This is a genomic window from Halomonas campaniensis (assembly GCF_014193375.1).
Classification (GTDB): Bacteria; Pseudomonadota; Gammaproteobacteria; order Pseudomonadales; family Halomonadaceae; genus Halomonas; species Halomonas campaniensis.
Map to the genome: position 1 here is coordinate 1 of NZ_JACHZF010000013.1, position 21,038 is coordinate 21,038.

At 68.7% G+C, this 21,038-nt stretch carries 20 protein-coding genes; 11 read left to right on the forward strand and 9 right to left on the reverse strand.

Features of this window, described 5'->3' with window-relative positions; all coding sequences use genetic code 11:
* Positions 1 to 232: 232 nt before the first annotated feature.
* Positions 233 to 556: a thioredoxin gene (gene trxA / locus BDK63_RS10030; RefSeq protein ID WP_183331473.1), complete on the forward strand. Its 324-nt coding sequence runs from the start codon at positions 233 to 235 to the stop codon at positions 554 to 556.
* Positions 557 to 617: 61 nt separating this feature from the next.
* On the opposite strand, the gene BDK63_RS10035 is transcribed toward trxA, so the two are convergent.
* Complete coding sequence (locus tag BDK63_RS10035) at positions 618 to 1,733, reverse strand: AI-2E family transporter (RefSeq protein ID WP_183331475.1); 1,116 nt, start codon at positions 1,731 to 1,733, stop codon at positions 618 to 620.
* A gap of 159 nt (positions 1,734 to 1,892) precedes the next feature.
* Complete coding sequence (gene serS / locus BDK63_RS10040) at positions 1,893 to 3,170, reverse strand: serine--tRNA ligase (protein ID WP_183331477.1); 1,278 nt, start codon at positions 3,168 to 3,170, stop codon at positions 1,893 to 1,895.
* A gap of 195 nt (positions 3,171 to 3,365) precedes the next feature.
* On the opposite strand from serS, the gene BDK63_RS10045 reads away from it, so the two are divergent.
* From BDK63_RS10045 to BDK63_RS10070, 6 genes are all read left to right on the forward strand, one after another.
* Positions 3,366 to 6,587 carry an FAD-binding and (Fe-S)-binding domain-containing protein gene (locus tag BDK63_RS10045; protein ID WP_183331479.1) on the forward strand — a complete coding sequence of 1,074 codons (3,222 nt, stop codon included), beginning with the start codon at positions 3,366 to 3,368 and terminating at the stop codon, positions 6,585 to 6,587.
* An 86-nt stretch (positions 6,588 to 6,673) separates the two neighbouring features.
* The gene (locus BDK63_RS10050; protein ID WP_183331481.1) at positions 6,674 to 6,874 is read left to right on the forward strand and encodes a DUF2905 domain-containing protein; all 201 of its coding nucleotides are present in this window, start codon (positions 6,674 to 6,676) and stop codon (positions 6,872 to 6,874) included.
* 88 nt (positions 6,875 to 6,962) lie between these two features.
* Entirely contained in the window at positions 6,963 to 8,216 is a 1,254-nt protein-coding gene (locus BDK63_RS10055) for a PQQ-dependent sugar dehydrogenase (RefSeq protein WP_183331483.1), read from the forward strand.
* Positions 8,217 to 8,221: 5 nt separating this feature from the next.
* Entirely contained in the window at positions 8,222 to 8,842 is a 621-nt protein-coding gene (locus tag BDK63_RS10060) for a c-type cytochrome (RefSeq protein WP_183331485.1), read from the forward strand.
* Positions 8,843 to 9,166: 324 nt separating this feature from the next.
* The gene (locus tag BDK63_RS10065) at positions 9,167 to 10,450 is read left to right on the forward strand and encodes a PQQ-dependent sugar dehydrogenase (protein WP_183331487.1); all 1,284 of its coding nucleotides are present in this window, start codon (positions 9,167 to 9,169) and stop codon (positions 10,448 to 10,450) included.
* 91 nt (positions 10,451 to 10,541) lie between these two features.
* Positions 10,542 to 10,862, forward strand: a complete 321-nt coding sequence (locus BDK63_RS10070) for a c-type cytochrome (RefSeq protein ID WP_246386024.1) — start codon at positions 10,542 to 10,544, stop codon at positions 10,860 to 10,862.
* Positions 10,863 to 10,986: 124 nt separating this feature from the next.
* On the opposite strand, the gene trpC is transcribed toward BDK63_RS10070, so the two are convergent.
* The 7 genes from trpC to rpe form a co-directional block, all read right to left on the reverse strand.
* Complete coding sequence (gene trpC, locus BDK63_RS10075; RefSeq protein ID WP_183331489.1) at positions 10,987 to 11,796, reverse strand: indole-3-glycerol phosphate synthase TrpC; 810 nt, start codon at positions 11,794 to 11,796, stop codon at positions 10,987 to 10,989.
* 26 nt (positions 11,797 to 11,822) lie between these two features.
* Positions 11,823 to 12,842: an anthranilate phosphoribosyltransferase gene (gene trpD / locus BDK63_RS10080; RefSeq protein WP_183331491.1), complete on the reverse strand. Its 1,020-nt coding sequence runs from the start codon at positions 12,840 to 12,842 to the stop codon at positions 11,823 to 11,825.
* 16 nt (positions 12,843 to 12,858) lie between these two features.
* Positions 12,859 to 13,443, reverse strand: coding sequence for an anthranilate synthase component II (locus BDK63_RS10085; RefSeq protein ID WP_183331493.1), 585 nt, complete (start codon positions 13,441 to 13,443; stop codon positions 12,859 to 12,861).
* Positions 13,444 to 13,459: 16 nt separating this feature from the next.
* Complete coding sequence (trpE, locus tag BDK63_RS10090) at positions 13,460 to 14,956, reverse strand: anthranilate synthase component I (protein WP_183331698.1); 1,497 nt, start codon at positions 14,954 to 14,956, stop codon at positions 13,460 to 13,462.
* Between the two features lie 233 nt (positions 14,957 to 15,189).
* Positions 15,190 to 15,999, reverse strand: coding sequence for a phosphoglycolate phosphatase (gene gph, locus BDK63_RS10095; protein WP_183331495.1), 810 nt, complete (start codon positions 15,997 to 15,999; stop codon positions 15,190 to 15,192).
* The gene (locus BDK63_RS10100) at positions 15,984 to 16,307 is read right to left on the reverse strand and encodes a GIY-YIG nuclease family protein (RefSeq protein WP_343065306.1); all 324 of its coding nucleotides are present in this window, start codon (positions 16,305 to 16,307) and stop codon (positions 15,984 to 15,986) included. Before BDK63_RS10100 ends, gph begins: the two co-directional genes overlap by 16 nt.
* 4 nt (positions 16,308 to 16,311) lie before the next feature.
* On the reverse strand, positions 16,312 to 17,013 hold the full coding sequence (gene rpe / locus BDK63_RS10105; RefSeq protein WP_183331497.1) for a ribulose-phosphate 3-epimerase: 702 nt from the start codon (positions 17,011 to 17,013) through the stop codon (positions 16,312 to 16,314).
* Positions 17,014 to 17,197: 184 nt separating this feature from the next.
* Between rpe and cysP the strand changes: the two genes are divergently transcribed.
* Genes cysP through BDK63_RS10125 form a run of 4 tightly spaced genes read left to right on the forward strand, consistent with a single transcriptional unit; the run spans position 17,198 to position 21,037 of the window.
* Positions 17,198 to 18,208, forward strand: coding sequence for a thiosulfate ABC transporter substrate-binding protein CysP (gene cysP / locus BDK63_RS10110; RefSeq protein ID WP_183331499.1), 1,011 nt, complete (start codon positions 17,198 to 17,200; stop codon positions 18,206 to 18,208).
* Between the two features lie 32 nt (positions 18,209 to 18,240).
* Positions 18,241 to 19,104 (forward strand): sulfate ABC transporter permease subunit CysT, encoded by an 864-nt coding sequence (gene cysT / locus BDK63_RS10115; RefSeq protein ID WP_183331501.1) that lies wholly within the window; start codon positions 18,241 to 18,243, stop codon positions 19,102 to 19,104.
* Positions 19,104 to 19,931, forward strand: a complete 828-nt coding sequence (gene cysW, locus BDK63_RS10120; protein ID WP_183331503.1) for a sulfate ABC transporter permease subunit CysW — start codon at positions 19,104 to 19,106, stop codon at positions 19,929 to 19,931. Before cysT ends, cysW begins: the two co-directional genes overlap by 1 nt.
* The gene (locus BDK63_RS10125; RefSeq protein WP_183331505.1) at positions 19,928 to 21,037 is read left to right on the forward strand and encodes a sulfate/molybdate ABC transporter ATP-binding protein; all 1,110 of its coding nucleotides are present in this window, start codon (positions 19,928 to 19,930) and stop codon (positions 21,035 to 21,037) included. The genes cysW and BDK63_RS10125 overlap by 4 nt, the downstream gene beginning before the upstream one ends.
* Position 21,038: the final 1 nt, after the last annotated feature.

Below are 21,038 nucleotides of genomic sequence, written 5' to 3' on the forward strand. Positions count from 1 at the left end.
GCTCCACTCGACCCTTGGCTACCACGCGCCGAGGGAGATCGAGAAAATCGCGGAAGCAGCTTAATAAAAGTGTCCGCTACGACTTGACCAGAACAGAATGGCCCCACGAAGAGACATCCGCCGCCCCTGCCATTTGCCAGCGGTTCGGGCTGCCGCTAACATCGGCCGGCCAGGCATGCTGCTGGCATGCCCCCGATACGCTCGATGCAGCGCAACGCAACTGGAGAATCACATGGCCAACAACGTCGATGTCACCAACGCCAACTTCGAGCAGGAAGTCCTCAAGGCCGACACCCCGGTACTGCTCAAGTTCTGGGCCCCCTGGTGTGGTCCGTGCAAGGTGATGGCACCGGTGGTCGACGAGGTCGCCGAGGAGCGCAGCGGCAACCTCAAGGTCGTCAGCATCAACGTGGACGACGCCCCCGAGATCGCCGCCGAGCAGGGCGTGCGCGGCGTCCCCACCGTGATGCTGTTCAAGTCCGGCAGCAAGGTTGCCTCCCTGGTGGGCGCCCAGTCCAAGTCCCAGCTGTCGCAGTTCATCGACCAGAACGCCTGATTGCCTGGCGCGTCGATCCGATGATCGCCCCGGCCCCGGCCGGGGCGATCGCGCTTCGGGGTCAGGGACCCGCCCCGTCGCCCTCGTCGCCGTCCCGCTCCGAGAGCGGGCGATCCGCTTCCTCCAGCGGCTGGTCATACCCCGGGCCCAGCAGGTGCGCGATCCAGCGGGTCTGGGGGTGGCTGTCCAGGGCGATCTTGAGCGTCATGGTCAACACCACCGACAGCAGCATCCCGGCGGCCCCGAAGACCCACCCCCACACCACCAGCGACAGGAAGGCGATGAAGGTGGAGAGGCCCAGGGCCCGCCCCATCCAGCGGGGCTCCACGATGTTGCCGAGCACGAAGTTGATGCCCAGGTAGGCACCGGACAGCAGCAGGGCATCGACCAGCCCACCCCCGGGCGACACCAGCAGCAGCAGCACCGGGGGAATGGCCGCGATGGCCGAACCGATATTGGGAATGTAGTTCAGGGCAAAGGCCAGCACGGCCCACAGCAGCGGGAAGTCGACCCCCACCAGCAGGCAGGCGACCCACACCAGCGCCCCGGTCACCAGGCTGATCAGGGTCTTCACCGCCAGGTAGCGCTTGAGGGTCAGGCTGAACTCGTTGAAGCGCTCCAGGCTGGGCGCCGGATTGCGCAGCGCCCGGGAGATCTTGTCGCGAAAGTTCAGGGTCTCGAAGAGCATGAAGACCACCAGCAGGCCCACCACCACGCTCTGCATCAGCAGGTTGCCCAGCTCCCCCAGCAGTCCCGGCACCGCACTGCCCAGCTGCTCCACATCCAGCAGTTCGGCGAGCCGGTCGGTGTCGATGGCCAACCCCATCCTCGCCAGGCCATCCAGCATGCCCAGGTAGTAGTCGTAGAGCTTCTCCTCGATGCCGGGCAGGGCCTCGACGAAGGTGCCGAAGCTGTTGACCAGCAGCAGGCCGAGCAGCGACAGCAGCCCGCCGATCACCACCAGGGTGAGCCAGACGGCCAGGCGCAGGCTCAGTCCCAGGCGGTTGAGCCACTGTATCGGGGCGGTGCAGACCACGGCGATGAAGACCGCCAGCAGCAGTGGCACCAGCAGGCTCGAGCCGGCCTTCATGCCCGACACGATCACCACCAGCGCCGCCAGCGCCAGCGTCAGGTTGAGGGGGATGATGCTCGGGGCATCATCGTCGGACAGCGACATCGAGAGAATCCTTGCGTCCCGGTAAGGCCACCATCATGCCCCCTGACCGCTTCGGCAACAATCACCCGGGCCGGGGCGTCGGTAGACTGACCGCGTCCATCGGCAGGCCCCCCGTCGATGGCAGGGGGCCTGAAGGCGATCGTGATCGAGTGGCGGTGATCAGCCGTTGATGGCCTCCACACCGCCCATGTAGGGGCGCAGCGCCTCGGGCACGTGGATCGAGCCGTCGGCCTGCTGGTGGTTCTCCATCACCGCCAGCAGGCAGCGCCCCACCGCCAGGCCGGAGCCGTTGAGGGTATGGAGCAGCTGCGGCTTCTTCTGTTCGGGGTGGCGGAAGCGCGCCTGCATGCGCCGCGCCTGGAATGCCTCGCAGTTGGAGACCGACGAGATCTCGCGGTAGGTGTCCTGGCTGGGCAGCCACACCTCGAGGTCATAGGTCTTGGCCGCGCCGAAGCCCATGTCGCCGGTACACAGCGTCACCACGCGATAGGGCAGTTCCAGCGCCTGGAGGATCGCCTCGGCGTGGCCGCGCATCTCCTCCAGGGCCTCGTAGCTGGTCGTCGGGTCGACCAGCTGCACCATCTCGACCTTGTCGAACTGGTGCTGACGGATCATCCCGCGGGTGTCGCGGCCGTGGGAGCCCGCCTCGCTGCGGAAGCACGGCGTGTGGGCGGTGAGCTTCACCGGCAGCGCCCGGTGGTCGAGGATCTCGTCGCGGGCGAAGTTGGTCAGCGGCACCTCGGCGGTGGGAATCAGGTGGTAGCCGCGCTCGTCGTCGAGGCGGAACAGGTCCTCGCCGAACTTGGGCAGCTGGCCGGTGCCGTGCAGCGACGCCTCGTTGACCATGTAGGGGACATAGCACTCCTCGTAGCCATGCTCGAGGGTCTGCTTGTCGAGCATGAACTGGGTCAGCGCCCGATGCAGCCGCGCGATGGGGCCCCGCATCACCGCGAAGCGCGCCCCGGTCAGCTTGGCCGCCAGGTCGAAGTCCAGGTGACCCCGGAGCGCCCCCAGGTCGACGTGGTCGCGCACCGTGAAGTCGAACTCGCGGGGCGTGCCCCAGCGAAGGAGCTCGACGTTGTCCTCCTCGCTCTCGCCCACCGGCACGCTCTCGTGGGGCAGGTTGGGCAGGCCGCTGACCACCTCGTCCCACTCGGCCTGCACCTCGGCCAGGCGTATCTTGGCGGCATCGAGGCGCTCCCCGAGGTCGGAGACCTCGTCGAGCAGCGGCTGGATGTCCTCGCCCTGGGCCTTGGCCTTGCCGATCGCCTTGGAGCGGGTGTTGCGCTCGTTCTGCAGGGACTCGGTCTCGGCCTGGAGCTCGCGACGCCGGGACTCCAGCGCCTCGAGACGGTCGGTATCGAGGGCGAAGCCTCGCTTGGCCAGTCGTTGGGCGACCATATCGAGGTCGCTGCGCAGCAGTTTGGGGTCGAGCATGGAATCCGGTCCGTTGCAGTCGGTGATGGAGAATGAAGAAGACAGGGGCAAACAGGCCGCCCATTGTAGGCAAAAGGCATCAGGGGCGCCACGCGCCGCCGCCAGGCGAGCCGACAGGGGCCGCCCGCGGGATGCGCGGCACCCGCCTGTCGCGGTAAAGTAGGAGCATTCCCCGCTTCCCCATGAAAGAGTGCCATGATCGCACGACTGGACACCGCTGACGCCAGCACCACGCCGGGGCTGGCCGCCCCCTACCTGCGTTTCCTGGAGGCCCTGCGCGACGCCGGCTTCGAGGGCGAGATCGCCCCGGACTATGCCGCCCGCACGGTGCTCGCCACCGACAACTCCATCTACCAGCGCCTGCCCCAGGCGGTGCTCTATCCGAAGCATGGCGAGGACCTGGCGCGCATCGCCCACCTGGCCGGCCAGGTGGAGCACCGCCAGGTGGCGCTCACGCCCCGGGGCGGCGGCACCGGCACCAACGGTCAGTCGCTCACCGACGGCCTGGTGGTGGACGTCTCCCGGCACATGAACCGGATCCTGGAGATCGACATGGAGGCCCGCCGGGTGCGGGTGCAGGCCGGGGTGGTCAAGGACCAGCTCAACGCGGCGCTCAAGCCCCATGGGCTCTTCTTCGCGCCGGATCTCTCCACCTCCAATCGCGCCACCATCGGCGGCATGATCGCAACCGACGCCAGCGGCCAGGGCAGCTGCGAGTACGGCAAGACCCGCAATCACGTGCTCGAGCTCGAGGTGCTGCTGCTGGGCGGCGAGCGGCTCGTCAGCCGCCCGGTGGAGGAGGCCGAGCTCGAGACGCTCTGCGCCCGCCAGGACGCCACCGGCCGCGCCTTCCGCACCGCCCGGGAGATCATCGACACCCAGGGCGAGCTGATCGCCGAGAAGTTCCCGCCGCTCAACCGCTGCCTGACCGGCTATGACCTGGCGCACCTGAGGGACGACCGGGGCCGGCTCGACATGAACAGCCTGCTGTGCGGGGCCGAGGGCTCGCTGGGCTTTCTCGACGAGGCGGTCCTCAACGTGCTGCCGATCCCGAAGCACTCGACCCTGGTCAACGTGCGCTACGCCGGCTTCATGGATGCCCTGCGCGACGCCAAGGCGCTCATGGCAAGTTCGGCCGGGCCCACCTCCATCGAGACGGTGGACGACAAGGTGCTGATGCTGGCCATGGAGGACTTCGTCTGGGACAGCGTGGCGGAGTTCTTCCCCGCTGGCGAAACCCCGGTGCGCGGCATCAACCTGGTGGAGTTCAACGACGACGACCCCGACCGCCTCGCCGAGCGCGTGGCCGCCTTCTGCCTCCACCTGGAAGCAGACGTGAGCGTCGCGCGCCTGGGCTTCACGTTGGCCTCCGGCCGTGCCGCCATCCAGCGCGTCTACGCCATGCGCAAGCGCGCCGTGGGCCTGCTGGGCAATGCCAGGGGCGAGAAGCGCCCGATCCCCTTCGTGGAGGACACCGCGGTGCCCCCGGAGCACCTGGCCGACTTCATTGCCGAATTCCGCGCAGCCCTGGACGCCCGGGGCCTCGAGTACGGCATGTTCGGCCACGTGGATGCCGGGGTGCTGCACGTGCGTCCCGCCATCGACATGAAGGACCCGGCGCAGGAGCGGCTGATCCGCGAGGTCTCCGACGAGGTGGCCGAGCTGACGAAGAAGTACGGCGGCCTGCTGTGGGGCGAGCACGGCAAGGGGGTGCGCTCGGAGTATGCGCCCCGATTCTTCGGCGAGCTCTACCCCAGCCTGCAGCGGGTCAAGGCGGCCTTCGACCCCCACAACCAGCTCAATCCGGGCAAGATCGCCACGCCGCTCTATATCCCGCCCGACGCCGCGGGTCCTGCTTCTATCCCGCCCGACGCCGCGGGTACTGCTTCTATCCCGCCCGACGCCGCTGGCAAGGCGTCTGACACCACTGCCACCATCCCGGCGGAGGCGGTCAAGCTGGTTGATCCCGGCCTGCTGACCATCGACGGCGTGACCACCCGCGGCCAGCTCGACCGCACCATCGATGAGCGGGTCTGGCAGGCCCACGCCGCCACCGTCTACTGCAACGGCAATGGCGCCTGCTACGACTACGACCCCGATGACGCCATGTGCCCCTCCTGGAAGGCGACCCGGGACCGGGTACACTCCCCCAAGGGGCGCGCCAGCCTGGTCCGCGAGTGGCTGCGCCTGCAGGGCGAGGCCGGCGTCGATCTGGTCGAGGCGGGGCGCCAGCAGCGGGTCGAGGGCGCCTGGGGCTTCGTGAAGCGCTTGCCGACGCGCACCCTCAATACCCTGCGCCGCAAGCGCGAGCAAGACTTCTCCCACGAGGTCTATGACGCCATGGCGGGGTGTCTCGCCTGCAAGTCCTGCGCCGGCCAGTGCCCGATCAAGGTCAACGTGCCCGACTCCCGCGCGCAGTTCCTGGAGGCCTATCATGGCCGCTACCTGCGGCCAGTGCGCGACTACCTGGTCGGCACCACCGAGTTCCTGCTGCCCACGCTCTCGCGCATGACGCCCGCCTACAACGCCCTGATCGGCAGCCGCCTGGTGGACCGCCTGCTGGCCGGTCCCGTCGGCCTGGTGGACAGCCCGCGGCTCTCCCGGGCCAGCCTGAGGAAGACCCTGGCCGCCTGGGGCGTGGCCGAGGCGACACCCACCTCCCTGGGCCGGCTCACCGAGGCCCAGAAGGCCCGCAGCGTGGTGATCGTCCAGGACGCCTTCACCAGCCACTTCGAAGCGACGCTGGTGCTGGACATCGTCGAGCTGCTCGGCCGGCTGGATATCCGGGTCTTCGTGGCGCCCTTCTCTGCCAACGGCAAGCCGCTGCACGTGCAGGGCTTCCTGGGCGCCTTCGAGCGCACCGCCGGGAAGCAGGCCCGTCGGCTGCGCACCCTGGCCGAGTTCGGCGTGCCGCTGGTGGGCATCGACCCGGCCATGACCCTCACCTACCGCCAGGAGTACGTGAAGGCCCTGGGGCCGGAGGCCGTGCCCGAGGTGCTGATGCTCCAGGAGTGGCTGGTGGCTCAGTCGCCCACTTTGGCCAGCTACCTCTCTTCCAGCGGCCGGACCCTGGACGACCCCGGCTACCGGCTGCTCTCCCACTGCACCGAGAAGACCAACGCCCCGGGCAGCCCCAGGGCGTGGCAGCAGGTGTTCGCCGCCTTCGGCCTCAAGCTCGAACAGGTGGCCACCGGCTGCTGCGGCATGTCCGGCACCTACGGCCACGAGGCGCGCAACCTCGAGACCTCCAGGACCATCTATGCCCAGTCCTGGCAGCCGGTGGTGGAGGAAGAAGCCAACGCCGGGAAACTGCTGGCCACCGGCTACTCCTGCCGCAGCCAGGTGAAGCGCTTCTCCGACACCGCCCTGCCCCACCCGCTGCAGGGGCTGCTGGAGGTACTGCGCCGGGCCGGCTGAACCGACAAGGCAGGCGCCCGCCGGGGAGAATTTCCGGTGGGCGTACACTCCAGCGCCCTGGCACTCACCTGACAGGAGGCGAAGTCATGAACCGCACCCTGATCCTGATCGGCCTGATCATCGTCGCCGTGGGCCTGCTCTGGCCCTGGCTGTCGCGGCTGCCGCTGGGGCAGCTGCCCGGCGATATCGTCATTCGCCGCGAGAACGCCTCGTTCTTCTTCCCCCTAACCACCATGATCCTGGCCAGCCTGGCACTGTCGGCGCTCCTCTGGCTGCTCAACCGATAGCAAGAATCTATCGCCCTGTCTCACTGCAAGCTCCTAGTCTGATACGTGGCATTCCGCTTACAACAAGATCAGAATCAGGAGCCTTGCCATGCCCCCTGCATGCCTGAAACGCCTCACCCTCGCAGTTTCCGTCGCCGGCCTGGCCGCCGCCGGCAGCCTGACAGCGGCCCTGGCCGATAACCACCAGCCCGCCTGGGCCCAGGGGAGGTCCGCCGAGATGGCCGACTCCCCGCTGGCCCCGCACGCCACGCCGCTGACCGTCACCGCCCGCGAGGACATCCCCCTCGACCACCTGCGCCTGCCGGACGGATTCAGCGCGGAGATCTGGGCCCACGGCATGCCCGGAGCCAGGATGATGGCCCGCGGCGACGAGGGCACCCTGTTCATCGGCACCCGCGGCATCGGCCGTGTCTATGCGGTGCTCGACAACGGCGGCGACGAACGCGAGCACAGGATCATCGCCGAGGGCCTGACCCAGCCCAACGGGGTCGCCTTCAAGGACGGCAGCCTCTACGTGGCGGCCATCAATCGTATCTTCCGCTACGACGACATCGAGACGCACCTGGCCAACGGCGAGCTCCCCGAGCCCGAGGAGCTGACCGAGGCCTTCGGCCTGCCCGACGACCAGCACCACGGCTGGAAATTCCTCGCCTTCGGCCCTGACGGACGGCTCTACGTGCCGGTGGGCGCCCCCTGCAACGGCTGCGAGGTCGACCCCGACACCCACGCCACCATCCACAGCTTCGAACCGGACGGGTCGGACATGCGCGTCGAGGCGCGCGGCGTCCGCAACAGCGTGGGCTTCGACTTCCACCCCGAGACCGGCGAGCTCTGGTTCACCGACAACAACCAGGACTGGATCAGCGAGCACGGACCCAACGACGAGCTCAACCGGCTCAGCGAGACCGGCGAGCACTTCGGCTTCCCCTACTGCCACGGCGTGGGCGTGATCGACCCCGAGCTCGGCGATGCCGACGCCTGCAACGGCACGACCCTGCCCGCCGCGACCCTCGATCCGCACAGCGCGCCCCTTGGCATGCGGTTCTACAGCGGCGACATGTTCCCCGAGGAGTATCGCAATGCCATGTTCATCGCCAGTCGCGGCTCCTGGAACCGCACCCTGAGCGCCGGCTACGACGTGCGGGTGGCGATGATCTCCTACGACGGCGAGCGGGCGGGCATGTCCCCCTTCCTGGTCGGCTTCCTCGACCCCCGGGAGAACACCTTCTCCGGCCGGCCGGTGGATGTCCTGCAGATGCCCGATGGCGCCCTGCTGGTCTCCGACGAGCAGAACGGGGCCATCTATCGCATCAGCTACGAGACACCGAGCTACATGGAGTGACCCCGATGCCAGCACCCCAGCGCGCGCCCTTGCGGCGCGCCCTACTGGCGTCCGGCACCCTCGCGGCCCTGCTCCTGATGCCGCCGGCGCTGGCCGATGTCTCGCCGGCGGCCGGGCTGCCCCTCGAGGAGCAGGTCGAGATCTGTGCCGCCTGCCACGGCAGCGACGGCAACTCGACCCGGGAACGGACGCCATCACTGGCCGGCCAGCCGCCACTCACCATCACCAACCAGATGATCTACTTCCGTGAACGCCTGCGCCAGGCGGAGGAGATGACGCCCCAGGCTCGCGGCCTCTCCGATGCCGAGATCCAGGCGCTGGCCGCCTACTATGCCGAACAACCGGTCGCCGCCCCCGCGGGGGAGCCCGACGCCGACCTGATGGCTCGGGGCAGTGAGCTCTCCCGAAGCCAGGGCTGTGCCAGTTGCCACACCGCCGACTACAGCGGCCGGGAGCAGATGCCCAGGCTTGCCGGCCAGCGGGAGGACTACCTGGTCCATGCCATGCGTGCGTACCGCGAGCGCACCCGGGGTGGTCCCGACACGACGATGATCGACATCATGCGCGGGGTGTCCGACGAGGAGATCGCGGCCCTGGCCCACTACCTGGCCCACGCCGGCCAATGAGCCTGCCACCGACTGCCCGGGATTTCCCGCCGGCAATGCAGCAACCACCTGGCCGGGTATGGGCAACGGTGAGTGTCGCCATGGAGCCCGCGGCCGGATGCAGCTTCTTCGCCGGGATGGAGTCGAGTTTCTGAGCTACTGTTCAATGCCAGATGCCCAGGTAATTGCCCCAGGGCGATGGAGCAACAGGGGTGGCCTGTCCGGGCCACCACAGCACCCTGCCCCGCTCGGACACGTGTCGCCCTGATCGGGTGCCGACTCATTCCAAAAGGGCAGGCCACAGCACGCCGTCACTACAACGCCAACAAGACAGGAGAAGTCACGATGTCTCCAGCACTCACCAATCCGTCGGCCTATGCCATCATCGCCGCCGCCCTGATCGCCGGGTTGCCGGCCTCGGCGATGGCCGGCAACCATGCCCCTACCCTGAGCCACAGCACGGTGCTGTCCGGCCTGGATAACCCGTGGGACATGGCCTTCCTGCCGGACGGCACCATGTTCTATACCGAGAAGTGCCGCGGCATGTCGGTGCGCCTGCCCAGCGGGGACGTCCACCACCTGCTGGGAATGAAGGATGCCGAAGGCTATGCCACCACCGAGAGCGATCTTGTCTGTCAGGGCCAGGCGGGGATGAACGGCGTCGCCGTCGATCCCGACTTCGATGACAACCGCTTCGTGTATGTCTACTCGGCATCCGAGATGTCAGAGCCACGCACGAATCGCGTGCTTCGGCTGACGGTCAACGGCGACTTCGATGACGTATCGGACCGCACCGACATCGTCGATGACATTCCCTACAAACCTGCCGCCACCGACCATCCGTTCGGGGATTCCGGCGCTCACAACGGCGGTCGCATCCGCTTCAGCCCGGATGATGGCTTCCTCTACGTCACCACCGGTGACAACCACAACAGTGAAATCCCCCAGTCACCCACCCAGCTCGGTGGCAAGGTGCTGCGCATCGACCGGGATGGCAATGCCGCGGAGGACAATGCTCCCCCGGCAGGGTTCGATTCCCGGATCTATACCTACGGCCACCGGAACGTCCAGGGCCTGACCTTTCACCCCGAGACCTCACAGCCGATCGTGACCGAGCATGGCCCCTGGCACTCCGACGAGGTCAATGCCCTGGTCAATGGCGGCAACAGCGGCTGGGACCCGCGCCCGAACATGGCCGGGCGGGGCGACTGCCCCGACAACTACTGCGGCTATGAACCCAACCAGATGGAGGGAATGAACCCGAAGGAGCGCGCTGCCTACATGCCGCTGACGGACACCAATGTCTACCCCAATGCCATGGTTCCCGCCTGGCAGAACAGTGGCCTTTCCCAGGGCATCAGCGGCACCGACTTCCTGACCGGTGACCAGTGGGGCGCCTGGAACGGGCGTCTCGCCGTCGGCTTCATGGGCATCGGTTTCGGGGGAACGGCGGTAGGACAGCGCATCAACCTGCTCGCCCTCCACGAAAGCGGCGAAGCCGTCACCGATGTGTCAGAAATGCATCTTCCCATGGGACCGGCCCGCTTCCGGTCGGTTGTCCAGGGGCCCGACGGCAACCTGTATGTCGCCGTGGATGAAGGCGAAATCCACCGCATCAGCCCGGAATAGCCCGCTCCAGTCTTCAATGCTCCATCTCAACCGCGAACCGCACTGCCCCAGGGCAGTGCGGTTCCTTTCAGAAGGTCACCGGAAAGATAACATGATGAAGATAGCGCTGCTGCTTGCCGCAACCGCGGCTCTGACCATCGGCACGGCTAGTGCCGGGGAGCCGGACGAGTCTGCCGGAGAATCGCTGTACGCAGGTTCCTGTGCCCAGTGCCACGGCCCCGGGGGAAAGGGCATGGCGAGCTTTCCCTCGCTTGCCGGCAGGGATTCGGATTACATCGCGTCGCGTCTCATGCAGTACCGCGACGGGGAAAGGGTGGGGGCCAATTCAGGCCTGATGATTCCGAATGCCGCGGGCCTGTCCGATGATGACATCGCCAATCTCGCGGCCTACATCTCGAGCGAATTCCAGTGACGCCTGCTCGATGTTCGCCCTGAGGGAACCCCCGGGCGGCACGTGTCGATCGATGCGAATATTGCAGGAGTGAGAGGAGGCCCGCGGAGCGGGCCTCCTGCCGTTGAGTCGACCAGAGTAGCGGTCAGAAGAACAGCCGCCGCAGCGCCTCGCCGGGATCGGCCTCGCGCATGAAGGCCTCGCCCACCAGGAAGGCATTGACGTCATGCTCGCGCATACGCAGCACGTCGTCGCGGGTATGGATACCGGACTCGGTCACCACGGTAACGCCGGCCGGGATGCGCGGCAGCAGCTCCAGGGTGGTATCGAGCCGGGTGTCGAAGGTATGCAGGTCGCGGTTGTTGATGCCCACCAGGGAGAGGTCGAGCTTCAGGGCCCGATCCAGCTCCAGGGCGTCGTGGACCTCCACCAGCACGTCCATGCCGAGTTCCACGGCCTGGCGGTGCAGGTCGGCCATCCGGGCATCGTCCAGGGCGGCGACGATCAGCAGGATGCAGTCGGCGCCGATGGCCCGCGCCTCGCTCACCTGGTAGCCGTGGGTGATGAAGTCCTTGCGGATCACCGGCAGGTCGCAGGCCTCGCGTGCCTCGATCAGGTAGTCCTCGTGGCCCTGGAAGAAGTCGGCGTCGGTGAGCACCGAGAGGCAGGCGGCACCGCCGGCGGCATAGCTGGCGGCGATCTCGGCGGGGCGGAAGTCCTCGCGGATCACCCCCCGGGAAGGCGAGGCCTTCTTGATCTCGGCGATGACCGCCGCGTCGCCCTCGGCGATCAGCCGATCGAGCGCCGCCACGAAGCCGCGCGGGGCGTCCTGCCTGGCGGCCAGGCGCAGCAGCTCGGCCTCGGAGACGGCCCGGGCGCGCTCGGCCACCTCCTCGTCCTTGCGGTCGAGGATGCGGGTCAGGATGGTGGGGGTCGCCCCCGGGGATGCGCTCATGGTATGACTCCTTGATGGGGGTGCGCTCACTGCAGGAAGACGCGGGTGAAGTTGGCCAGCTCCCTGAGCTTCTCCAGGGGAAGCTTCGAGGCCTGGGCGTCCTGGGCCATGGCGACGCCCTCCTCGAGGCTGTCGGCCACCCCCGAGGCGTAGAGGGCGGCCCCGGCGTTGAGCGAGACGATGTCCGCCGCCGGTCCCTCGCCCACCAGCGCCTGCTCCACCAGGCGCAGGCTGTCCTCGGCGGACTGCACCCGCAGCGGATCCAGCGACTGGCGCTCGATGCCGAGCGATTCGGGGGTAATCACGTACTCGCGTATCTCGCCCTCCCTGAGCTCGGCCACCAGGGTCGGCTGGGCCAGGGAGATCTCGTCGAGGCCGTCCTCGGCATGCACCACCAGCACGTGTCGGCTGCCCAGGCGGCGCAGCACCTCGGCCATCAGCGGCACCAGCTCCGGGGCATAGACGCCCAGCACCTGGTTGGGAGCGCCGGCGGGGTTGGTCAGCGGCCCCAGGATGTTGAACAGGGTGCGCACGCCCATCTCCCGGCGCGGGCCCACGGCGTAGCGCATCGCCGGGTGGTGGTTGGGGGCGAACATGAAGCCCACGCCCACCTCCTCGATGCAGCGCGCCACCTGGTCGGCGTCGAGGTCCAAGTGGATGCCGGCTACCGCGAAGAGATCGGCACTGCCCGACGACGACGACACGCCGCGGTTGCCGTGCTTGGCCACGTGGCCGCCGGCCGCCGCCACCACGAAGCTGGCCGCGGTGGAGACGTTGAAGAGGTTGGCGCCGTCGCCGCCGGTGCCGACGATATCGACCACGTTCTCGGCGGTCAGGTGCACCGGCTTCATCAGCTCACGCATCACCTGGGCCGCGGCGCTGATCTCCTCGGCGGTCTCGCCCTTCATGGCCATGCCCATCAGGAAGGCGGCGATCTGCGGATCGCTGGCCTCCCCGGTCATGATCTGGCGCATCACCTCATGGGTCTCGGCGAAGTTGAGGTTCTCGCGGCGCATCAGGGCGCCGAGGGCGTCTCGCATCTGCATCATGGCTCTCCTCGGCTCAGCGGCGCTTGAGAAAGTTGGCCAGCAGCTCATGGCCCTGGCGGGTGAGGATCGACTCGGGGTGGAACTGCACGCCCTCCACGTCGAGCTCGCGGTGGCGCAGGCCCATGATCAGCCCGGGGGTGACGTCATCGTCGTCGGTCCAGGCGGTGATCTCCAGGCACTCGGGCAGCGAGGCGCGATCCACCACCAGAGAATGGTAGCGGGTCACCTCCAGCGGGTCCTCGAGGCCTTCGAACACCCCCAGGCCCGAGTGGCGGATGGCCGAGGTCTTGCCGTGCATCACCTGGGGGGCGCGCACCACCTGGCCGCCGTAGACCTGGCCGATGGCCTGGTGGCCCAGGCAGATGCCGAGGATCGGCAGCCGTCCGGCGAAGTGGCGGATCGCCGCCAGGGAGATGCCCGCCTCGTTGGGGGTGCAGGGCCCCGGCGAGATCACCAGGTGGCTCGGCGCCATCGCCTCGATCTGCTCGAGGGTGATGGCGTCGTTGCGGTGGGTCGCCACCTCGGCGCCCAGCTCCCCCAGGTACTGCACCACGTTGAAGGTGAAGCTGTCGTAGTTGTCGATCATGCAGACTTTCATGGGTCTCTCCGGCGCCTTATTCGAGGTTGTCCAGGCCGCGCTCGGCCATGGCCACGGCGCGGAACAGGGCGCGCCCCTTGTTGAGGGTCTCCTGCCACTCCATCTCGGGCACCGAGTCGGCGACGATGCCGGCGCCGGCCTGGACGTGCAGCTGGCCGTCCTTGATCACCGCGGTGCGGATGGCGATGGCGGTGTCCATGTTGCCGTGCCAGGAGAGATAGCCCACCGCCCCGGAGTAGATGCCGCGCTTGACCGGCTCGAGCTCGTCGATGATCTCCAGCGCCCGGATCTTCGGCGCCCCGGAGACGGTGCCCGCCGGGAAGGTGGCGCGCAGGGCGTCCATGGCGGTAAGCCCCGGCGAAAGCCTGCCGGTGACATTGGAGACGATATGCATGACGTGGGAGTAGCGCTCCACCACCATCTCCTCGGTGACCTTCACCGAGCCGGTCTCGCTGATACGGCCGACATCGTTGCGCCCCAGGTCGATCAGCATCAGGTGCTCGGCGCGCTCCTTGGGATCGGCCAGCAGCTCCGCCTCCAGCGCCCGGTCCTCCTCCTCGCTGCGTCCGCGCTTGCGGGTTCCGGCGATGGGTCGCACCGTCACCTCGCCCTCCTCCAGGCGGGTGAGGATCTCCGGCGAGGAGCCGGCCACCTGGTGGTCGCCCAGGTCGAGGAAGAACATGTAGGGCGAGGGATTGAGGCTGCGCAGCGCCCGGTAGAGGTCCAGCGGGGCGGCGCGATAGGGAATCGACATGCGCTGGGAGGGTACGCACTGCATGACGTCGCCGGCCAGCACATACTCCTTGATGGTCTCCACCGCGGCCTTGAAACCCGCCTCGGTGAATCCGGAGGAGAAGTCGCCCTCCTCCACCGCGGCGCCGCCGGAGCCGGGGCTGATGGTGTTGAGGGTGGCGCTGCGCAGGCGGATCTCCAGCTCCTCCAGGCGCTGCACGGCGCGGCCGTAGGCCTCGGGCTCGGCGGGGTCGGCGTGGGTCCAGAGCGCGAGGCGCCCGGAGAGGTTGTCAAACACCACCAGCTCGTCGCAGACCATCAGCAGGATGTCCGGCACGCCCAGCGGGTCGGGCTTGGCCGCGGCCGCCGCGCTGCGCAGGCGCGGCTCGATGTAGCGGATGGTGTCATAGCCGAAGTAGCCCACCAGGCCGCCGTCGAAACGCGGCTGGTCGTCGAGGCGCGGCACCCTGAAGCGGCCCTGGAACTGCTCGATCCAGGCCAGCGGATCCTCGACCTCCGCCGCCCCCTGGAGCTCGTCATCCACATAGTGGCGCACGCTGAAGCCTCGCACCTCGATGCGCTCGCGGCTGGGCAGCCCGATGATGGAGTAGCGCCCCCACTTCTCACCGCCCTGCACCGACTCCAGCAGGAAGGACCAGGGGCGATTGGCCAGCTTCAGGTAGGTAGAGAGCGGCGTGTCGAGATCGGCCAGCACCTCGCGGGTGACCGGGATGCGGTTGTAGCCGGCGTCGGCCAGCTCGCGGAAGCGTTCGGGGGTCATCATGCCCGGAGTCCTCGGGGTAACGGGTTGGCAATGGCGGGCGCGGGCGCGCCGGGGGTCAGGCTCGGCAGGCGAGCGTCACCATCGCCAGCCGCCGCGGGCAGGCGAGCGGGGCAGGCATCGGGTGGGGGCCAGGGTGTCCGGCATCGTGCGGCTGATCATCGAGTGGCTTCCGCTTCTTATAGCAATAACGTATTGATTGGGCCGCGCTTATAGCATGAGCCGAAATCACGTTAAACGAGTTCCGCCAGCGATTCAACCACGCCGTCCGGCGCGCAGGCGCGCACCGGCTCGCCGTGGTTATAGCCGTAGGGGACCGCCAGGGTGCGAAAGCCGGCGGCCTTGCCTGCGGCGATGTCGTGGCGGGAGTCGCCCACCATCAGGCAGGCCTCCGGGGCCACGCCGAAGTGCTGCGCCACGTGGCGCAGTGGCGCCGCATGGGGCTTCTTCTCGGGCAGGCTGTCGCCGCCCAGGCAGAGCGCGAAGTGCGCCTCCAGCCCGAATCCCTCAAGAATGGGCGCGATAAAGGCGTGGGGCTTGTTGGTCACCAGCGCCAGCGGCAGCCCCCGGCGGCGCAGGCCCTCCAGGCAGTCGCGCACGCCGGGGTAGAGCCGGGTATGGGCGCCGGGATCGCGGCCGTAGTGCGTCAGGAACGCAGCGTGCGCCCACTCCAACAGGGCAGTGTCGGCAGCTTGCGAGGCGCCATCGGGTGAGGCGCCGGGGACAGCCCGAAGAGGGGGTCCTATGCCAGGGATGGCATCGGTAGCGCCCAGGGAGGGGTTCACAGCGCCCCCTCGCAGGGCTGTCGCCGGATCAGCCTCGCCGGCACCGGCGCCAGCATCATCGGCAAACCTCAGCGCGCGCTCCATCAACACCAGCGAGCCGTTGCCGACCCAGTCGCGCACTCGGGCCTCCCCGGCGGCGGGCAGGCCGAGGTCGGCCAGCGCCGCGTCCACCGCCAGCGCCAGGTCGGGCACCGAGTCGATCAGGGTGCCGTCCAGGTCGAAGGCGACCAGGCGAATGTCGTTCAGGATGGGGTGCATCGGCTCTCCTCGTGGTGTCCCGGTGCCGTGGCCCTGGCATCGAGCCAGGCCCGCTTGCCGGCGGCCGATAGCCGCTTGATCTCGGCCTCCCGCCGCAGCGCGTCGCCGTGGCTGCCCACCGGCTCGCGGTGGCGCAGGGTCAGGGGACCCTTGCCACGCAGCGCCTTGGCGCCGCGACCGGCGGCGTGCTCGGCCAGGCGCCGCTCCACGTCGGTGGTGATGCCGGTGTAGAGCGCCCCGCCCGCCGTCTCAAGCAGGTAGAGGTGCCAGACCGGCGCCTCGTGCGGCGTTGCCTGCTCGGCATTCACGGCCTCAGCGCACGCCGGCCAGCTGCTCGCGGAAGGCCTGCATCACGCCGTCGTAGCGGTGCGGATCCGAGTCGCTGCGCGCCTTGAACACCGCCGAGCCCGCCACGAAGGTATCGGCGCCGGCCCGGGCGATCTCGGCGATGTTCTCCACCTTGACCCCGCCATCGATCTCCAGGCGGATGTCGCGGCCGGAGGCATCGATGCGGCGGCGCGCCTCGCGCAGCTTGTCCAAGGTGCCGGGGATGAAGGACTGGCCGCCGAAACCGGGGTTGACGCTCATCAGCAGCACCATGTCCACCTTGTCCATCACGTAGTCGAGATACGACAGCGGCGTGGCCGGGTTGAACACCAGGCCGGCCCGGCAGCCGCCAGCACGGATCAGCTGCAGGGAGCGGTCGATGTGGTCCGAGGCCTCGGGGTGGAAGGTGATGATGCTGGCCCCGGCGTCGATGAAGTCGCCGATCAGCCGATCCACGGGGCGCACCATCAGGTGCACGTCGATGGGCGCGGTGACACCGTGCTTGCGCAGCGCCTCGCAGACCATGGGGCCGATGGTCAGGTTGGGCACGTAGTGGTTGTCCATCACGTCGAAGTGGACGATGTCGGCCCCGGAGGCCAGCACGTCGTCCACCTCCTCGCCCAGGCGCGCGAAGTCGGCAGAAAGGATCGAGGGAGCGATCAGGAAGTCGCGGGTCGCATCGGTCATGGGAGGGTCCAGGCGGTCGTTCACGAAGAGTGCGCATTCTAGCAGAGGCGCCCGGAGCCGGCAGCGCGAGGGGACGCCATGCCGCCGCAGAGAAATAGATCAAAATAGAATAAAAAATATCATTGTAATTACTATTGGTCGAACTTACCCTTCCGACAATGCCAACGAATGTCGGAGTGACTCCATGATCCTGCGCCCCCGTTTACCGCACGCCCTGCTCGCCATCGCCTTGGGAGCCGGCCTGGCCGGTCCCACCGCGGCGGCCGAGCGCGAGCTGCTCAACTCCTCCTATGACATCGCCCGCGAGCTGTTCGCCGCCGTCAACCCCGCGTTCATCGCCCACTGGCAGGAGACCCAGGGCGAGGAGGTGGCGGTCAGCCAGTCACACGGCGGCTCTTCCGCCCAGGCCCGCGCCATCCTCCAGGGGCTGCGTGCCGACGTGGTGACCTACAACCAGGTCACCGACGTGCAGGTCCTCGCCGACGGCGGCCTGGTCGACGCGGCATGGCAGGAGGCGCTGCCCAACAACGCCTCCCCCTACTACTCCACCACCGCCTTCCTGGTGCGCAAGGACAACCCCAAGGGGATCGAGAGCTGGGATGACCTGGTCCGCGAGGACGTCGGTATCGTCTTCCCCAACCCCAAGACCTCCGGCAACGGCCGCTACACCTACCTGGCCGCCTGGGGCTTCGCCGATGCAGAGTTCGAGGGAGATGAAGAGAATATTCAGGACTTCATGCGCACCTTTCTGGGCAACGTGACGGTATTCGACACCGGCGGCCGCGGCGCCACCACCAGCTTCATCGAGCGCGGCCTGGGCGACGTGCTGATCAGCTTCGAGTCCGAGGTCAACAACATCCGCGGCGAGTACGGCAGCGATGACTACGAGGTGATCGTGCCGCCGGTGAGCATCCTGGCCGAGTTCCCGGTCGCGGTGGTCGCCCCCAACGCCGAGCGCAACGGCAACCTTGACCTGGCCCAGGCCTACGTGGAGTACCTCTACGGCGAGGAGGCCCAGCGCCAGCTCGCCGGCTTCAACTACCGCGTGCACCACGAGGCGGTGGTCGAGGAGTTCGCCGACGCCTTCCCCGAGACCGAACTGCTGCGCGTCGAGGAAGTGTTCGGCGGCTGGGACGCGGCCATGGAGGACCACTTCGCCAACGGCGCCCTGCTCGACCAGCTGCAGCGCCGCTGACCCCACGGAACCCTCGGAGACGAGCCACGCCCATGAGCACCCGCGCCCTTCCCTTCGCGTTCGGCCGCACCCCCAGGCGGGTGCTGCCGGGGTTCGGCCTGTCGCTGGGCGTGAGCCTGCTGTTCATCTCGCTGGTGCTGCTGCTGCCGATGACCGGCCTGTTCGGCCAGCTGGCGGGGCTCAGCCTGGCGGAGTACTGGGCGATCATCAGCGATGGCCGGGTGGTGGCCAGCTACACGGTCACCATCGGCGCCGCCGCGCTGGCGGCGCTGATCAACGCCGCCTTCGGCCTGCTGCTGGCCTGGGTGCTGGTGCGCTACGACTTTCCCGGCAAGCGCCTGCTCGACGCCCTGATGGACCTGCCCTTCGCCCTGCCCACGGCGGTGGCCGGCATCACCCTGGCCACCCTCTACTCGAGCAACGGCTGGATGGGACGCCTGCTCGAGCCGCTGGGGCTGCAGGTCGCCTACACCTGGGTGGGCATCGCGCTGGCCATGGCCTTCACCAGCATCCCCTTCGTGGTGCGCACGGTGCAGCCGGTGCTCGAGGACCTGCCCCAGGAGGTGGACGAGGCCGCGCTGACCCTGGGCGCCACCGATGGCACCGCCTTTCGCCGGGTGATCCTGCCGCACCTGTGGCCGGCGCTGGTCACCGGCACCGGCCTGGCCTTCGTGCGCTCCCTGGGCGAGTTCGGGGCGATCATCTTCATCGCCGGCAACATGCCCTACGAGACCGAGATCACCGCCCTGATGATCTTCGTGCGCCTCCAGGAGTATGACTACGCCGGCGCCTCGGCCATCGCCTCGGTGGTGCTGTTCGTGTCGCTGGCGCTGCTGCTGGCGATCAACATCTGGCAGGGGCGCTTCGCCCGGCGCCTGCATGGAGGACGCGGCTGATGCAACGAATCGGTGATGCCCCGGCGGTGCGCCGGGCCCTGATCCTCGCCGCCGTGGCACTCGCGGCGCTGTTCCTGCTGCTGCCGCTGGTGGCGATCTTCGCCCAGGCCTTCGCCCAGGGCGTCGGCGTCTTCTGGAGCAACGTCAGTGACCACTACACCCTGCGCGCCATCGGCCTGACGCTGTTCATCACCGTGCTGACCATTCCGGTCTGCCTGGTGTTCGGGGTGGCCCTGGCCTGGCTGGTGACCCGCTTCAGCTTTCCGGGGAGGCGCCTGCTGCAGACCCTGATCGACATCCCCTTCGCAGTGTCACCGGTGGTGGCGGGCCTGATCTACCTGCTGCTCTACGGGCGCAACGGCTGGCTGGGCGGCTGGCTCGACGGTCACGACGTGCAGCTGATGTTCGCCTGGCCGGGCATCCTGATGGTGACCATCTTCGTCACCTGCCCCTTCGTCGCCCGGGAGCTGATCCCGCTGATGCAGGCCCAGGGCTCCCGCGAGGAGGAAGCCGCCGTGACCCTGGGCGCGCCGGGCTGGACCCTCTTCCGCCGGGTCACCCTGCCCAACATCCGCTGGGCGCTGCTCTACGGGGTGATCCTCACCAACGCCCGGGCGGTCGGCGAGTTCGGCGCCGTCTCGGTGGTCTCCGGGGCCATCCGCGGCCAGACCAACACCCTGCCGCTGCACCTGGAGCAGCTCTACCAGGACTACAACACGGTCGGCGCCTTCGCCAGCGCCTCGCTGCTCGCCCTGATTGCCCTGCTCACCCTGGCCGCCAAGGCCGGACTGGAATGGCGCGCCGCGCGCCAGGAGGCCCTCGCATGAGCATTCGCCTGCACAATATCGGCAAGCACTTCGGCTCGGGCCGCCAGCGCACCCGGGCGCTGGAGCCGATCAACCTCGACATCCAGGAGGGCGAGCTGGTCGGCCTGCTCGGGCCTTCCGGCTCGGGCAAGACCACCCTGCTGCGGATCATCGCGGGGCTGGAGAACCCCGACCGGGACGGCGGCGCCCGCATCCTGTTCGGCGACCGCGACGTCACCGACGTGCACGTGCGCGACCGGCGAATCGGCTTCGTCTTCCAGCACTATGCGCTGTTCCGCCACATGACGGTGTTCGACAACGTTGCCTTCGGCCTCACCGTGATGCCGCGCCGGAACCGCCCCACCAGCGGCGAGATCCGCGCCCGGGTCCACCGCCTGCTGGAGATGGTACAGCTGGAGTCGCTGGCCGGCCGCTATCCGGCGCAGCTCTCCGGTGGCCAGCAGCAGCGCGTGTCGCTGGCGCGCGCCCTGGCGCTGCGCCCCGACGTGCTGCTGCTCGACGAGCCCTTCGGGGCACTCGACGCCAAGGTGCGCCAGGACCTGCGCCGCTGGCTGCGCCACCTCCACGACGAACTGGGCTTCACCAGCCTCTTCGTGACCCACGACCAGGAGGAGGCCCTGGAGCTCTCCGATCGCGTGGCGGTGATGAGCAACGGCCGCATCGAGCAGATCGACACGCCGGACGACCTCTATCGCGCCCCGGGCAACCGCTTCGTCTTCGAGTTCCTGGGCGACGTGAACCATCTGGAGGGCGAGGTGCGCGGCGGCATCCTTACCTGCGGCGACGCGCGCCTCTCGGTGGAGCTGCCGGACGGCCCGGAGGAGCTGCTGCTGCGTCCCCACGAGGTGAGGCTGGTCGAGGCCCCGAGCCCGGAGGCCCGGCTGCCGGCCACGGTCACCGCCATCTCCCCGGTGGGGGCCGAGGTCCGCGTGGAACTCGCCGCCGACTGGATGGCCGCCCCCTGGCTCGCCACGGTGCGCCATGCCGACTACGAGCGCCTCGACCTGCGTCGCGGGCAGCGGCTCTACGTCGAACCGCGGCGCTGGCACCGCTTCCCCGAGGGCCGCGAGACCCGGCGGGACGCGCCCCGGGCCAGCCTGGCCTGAG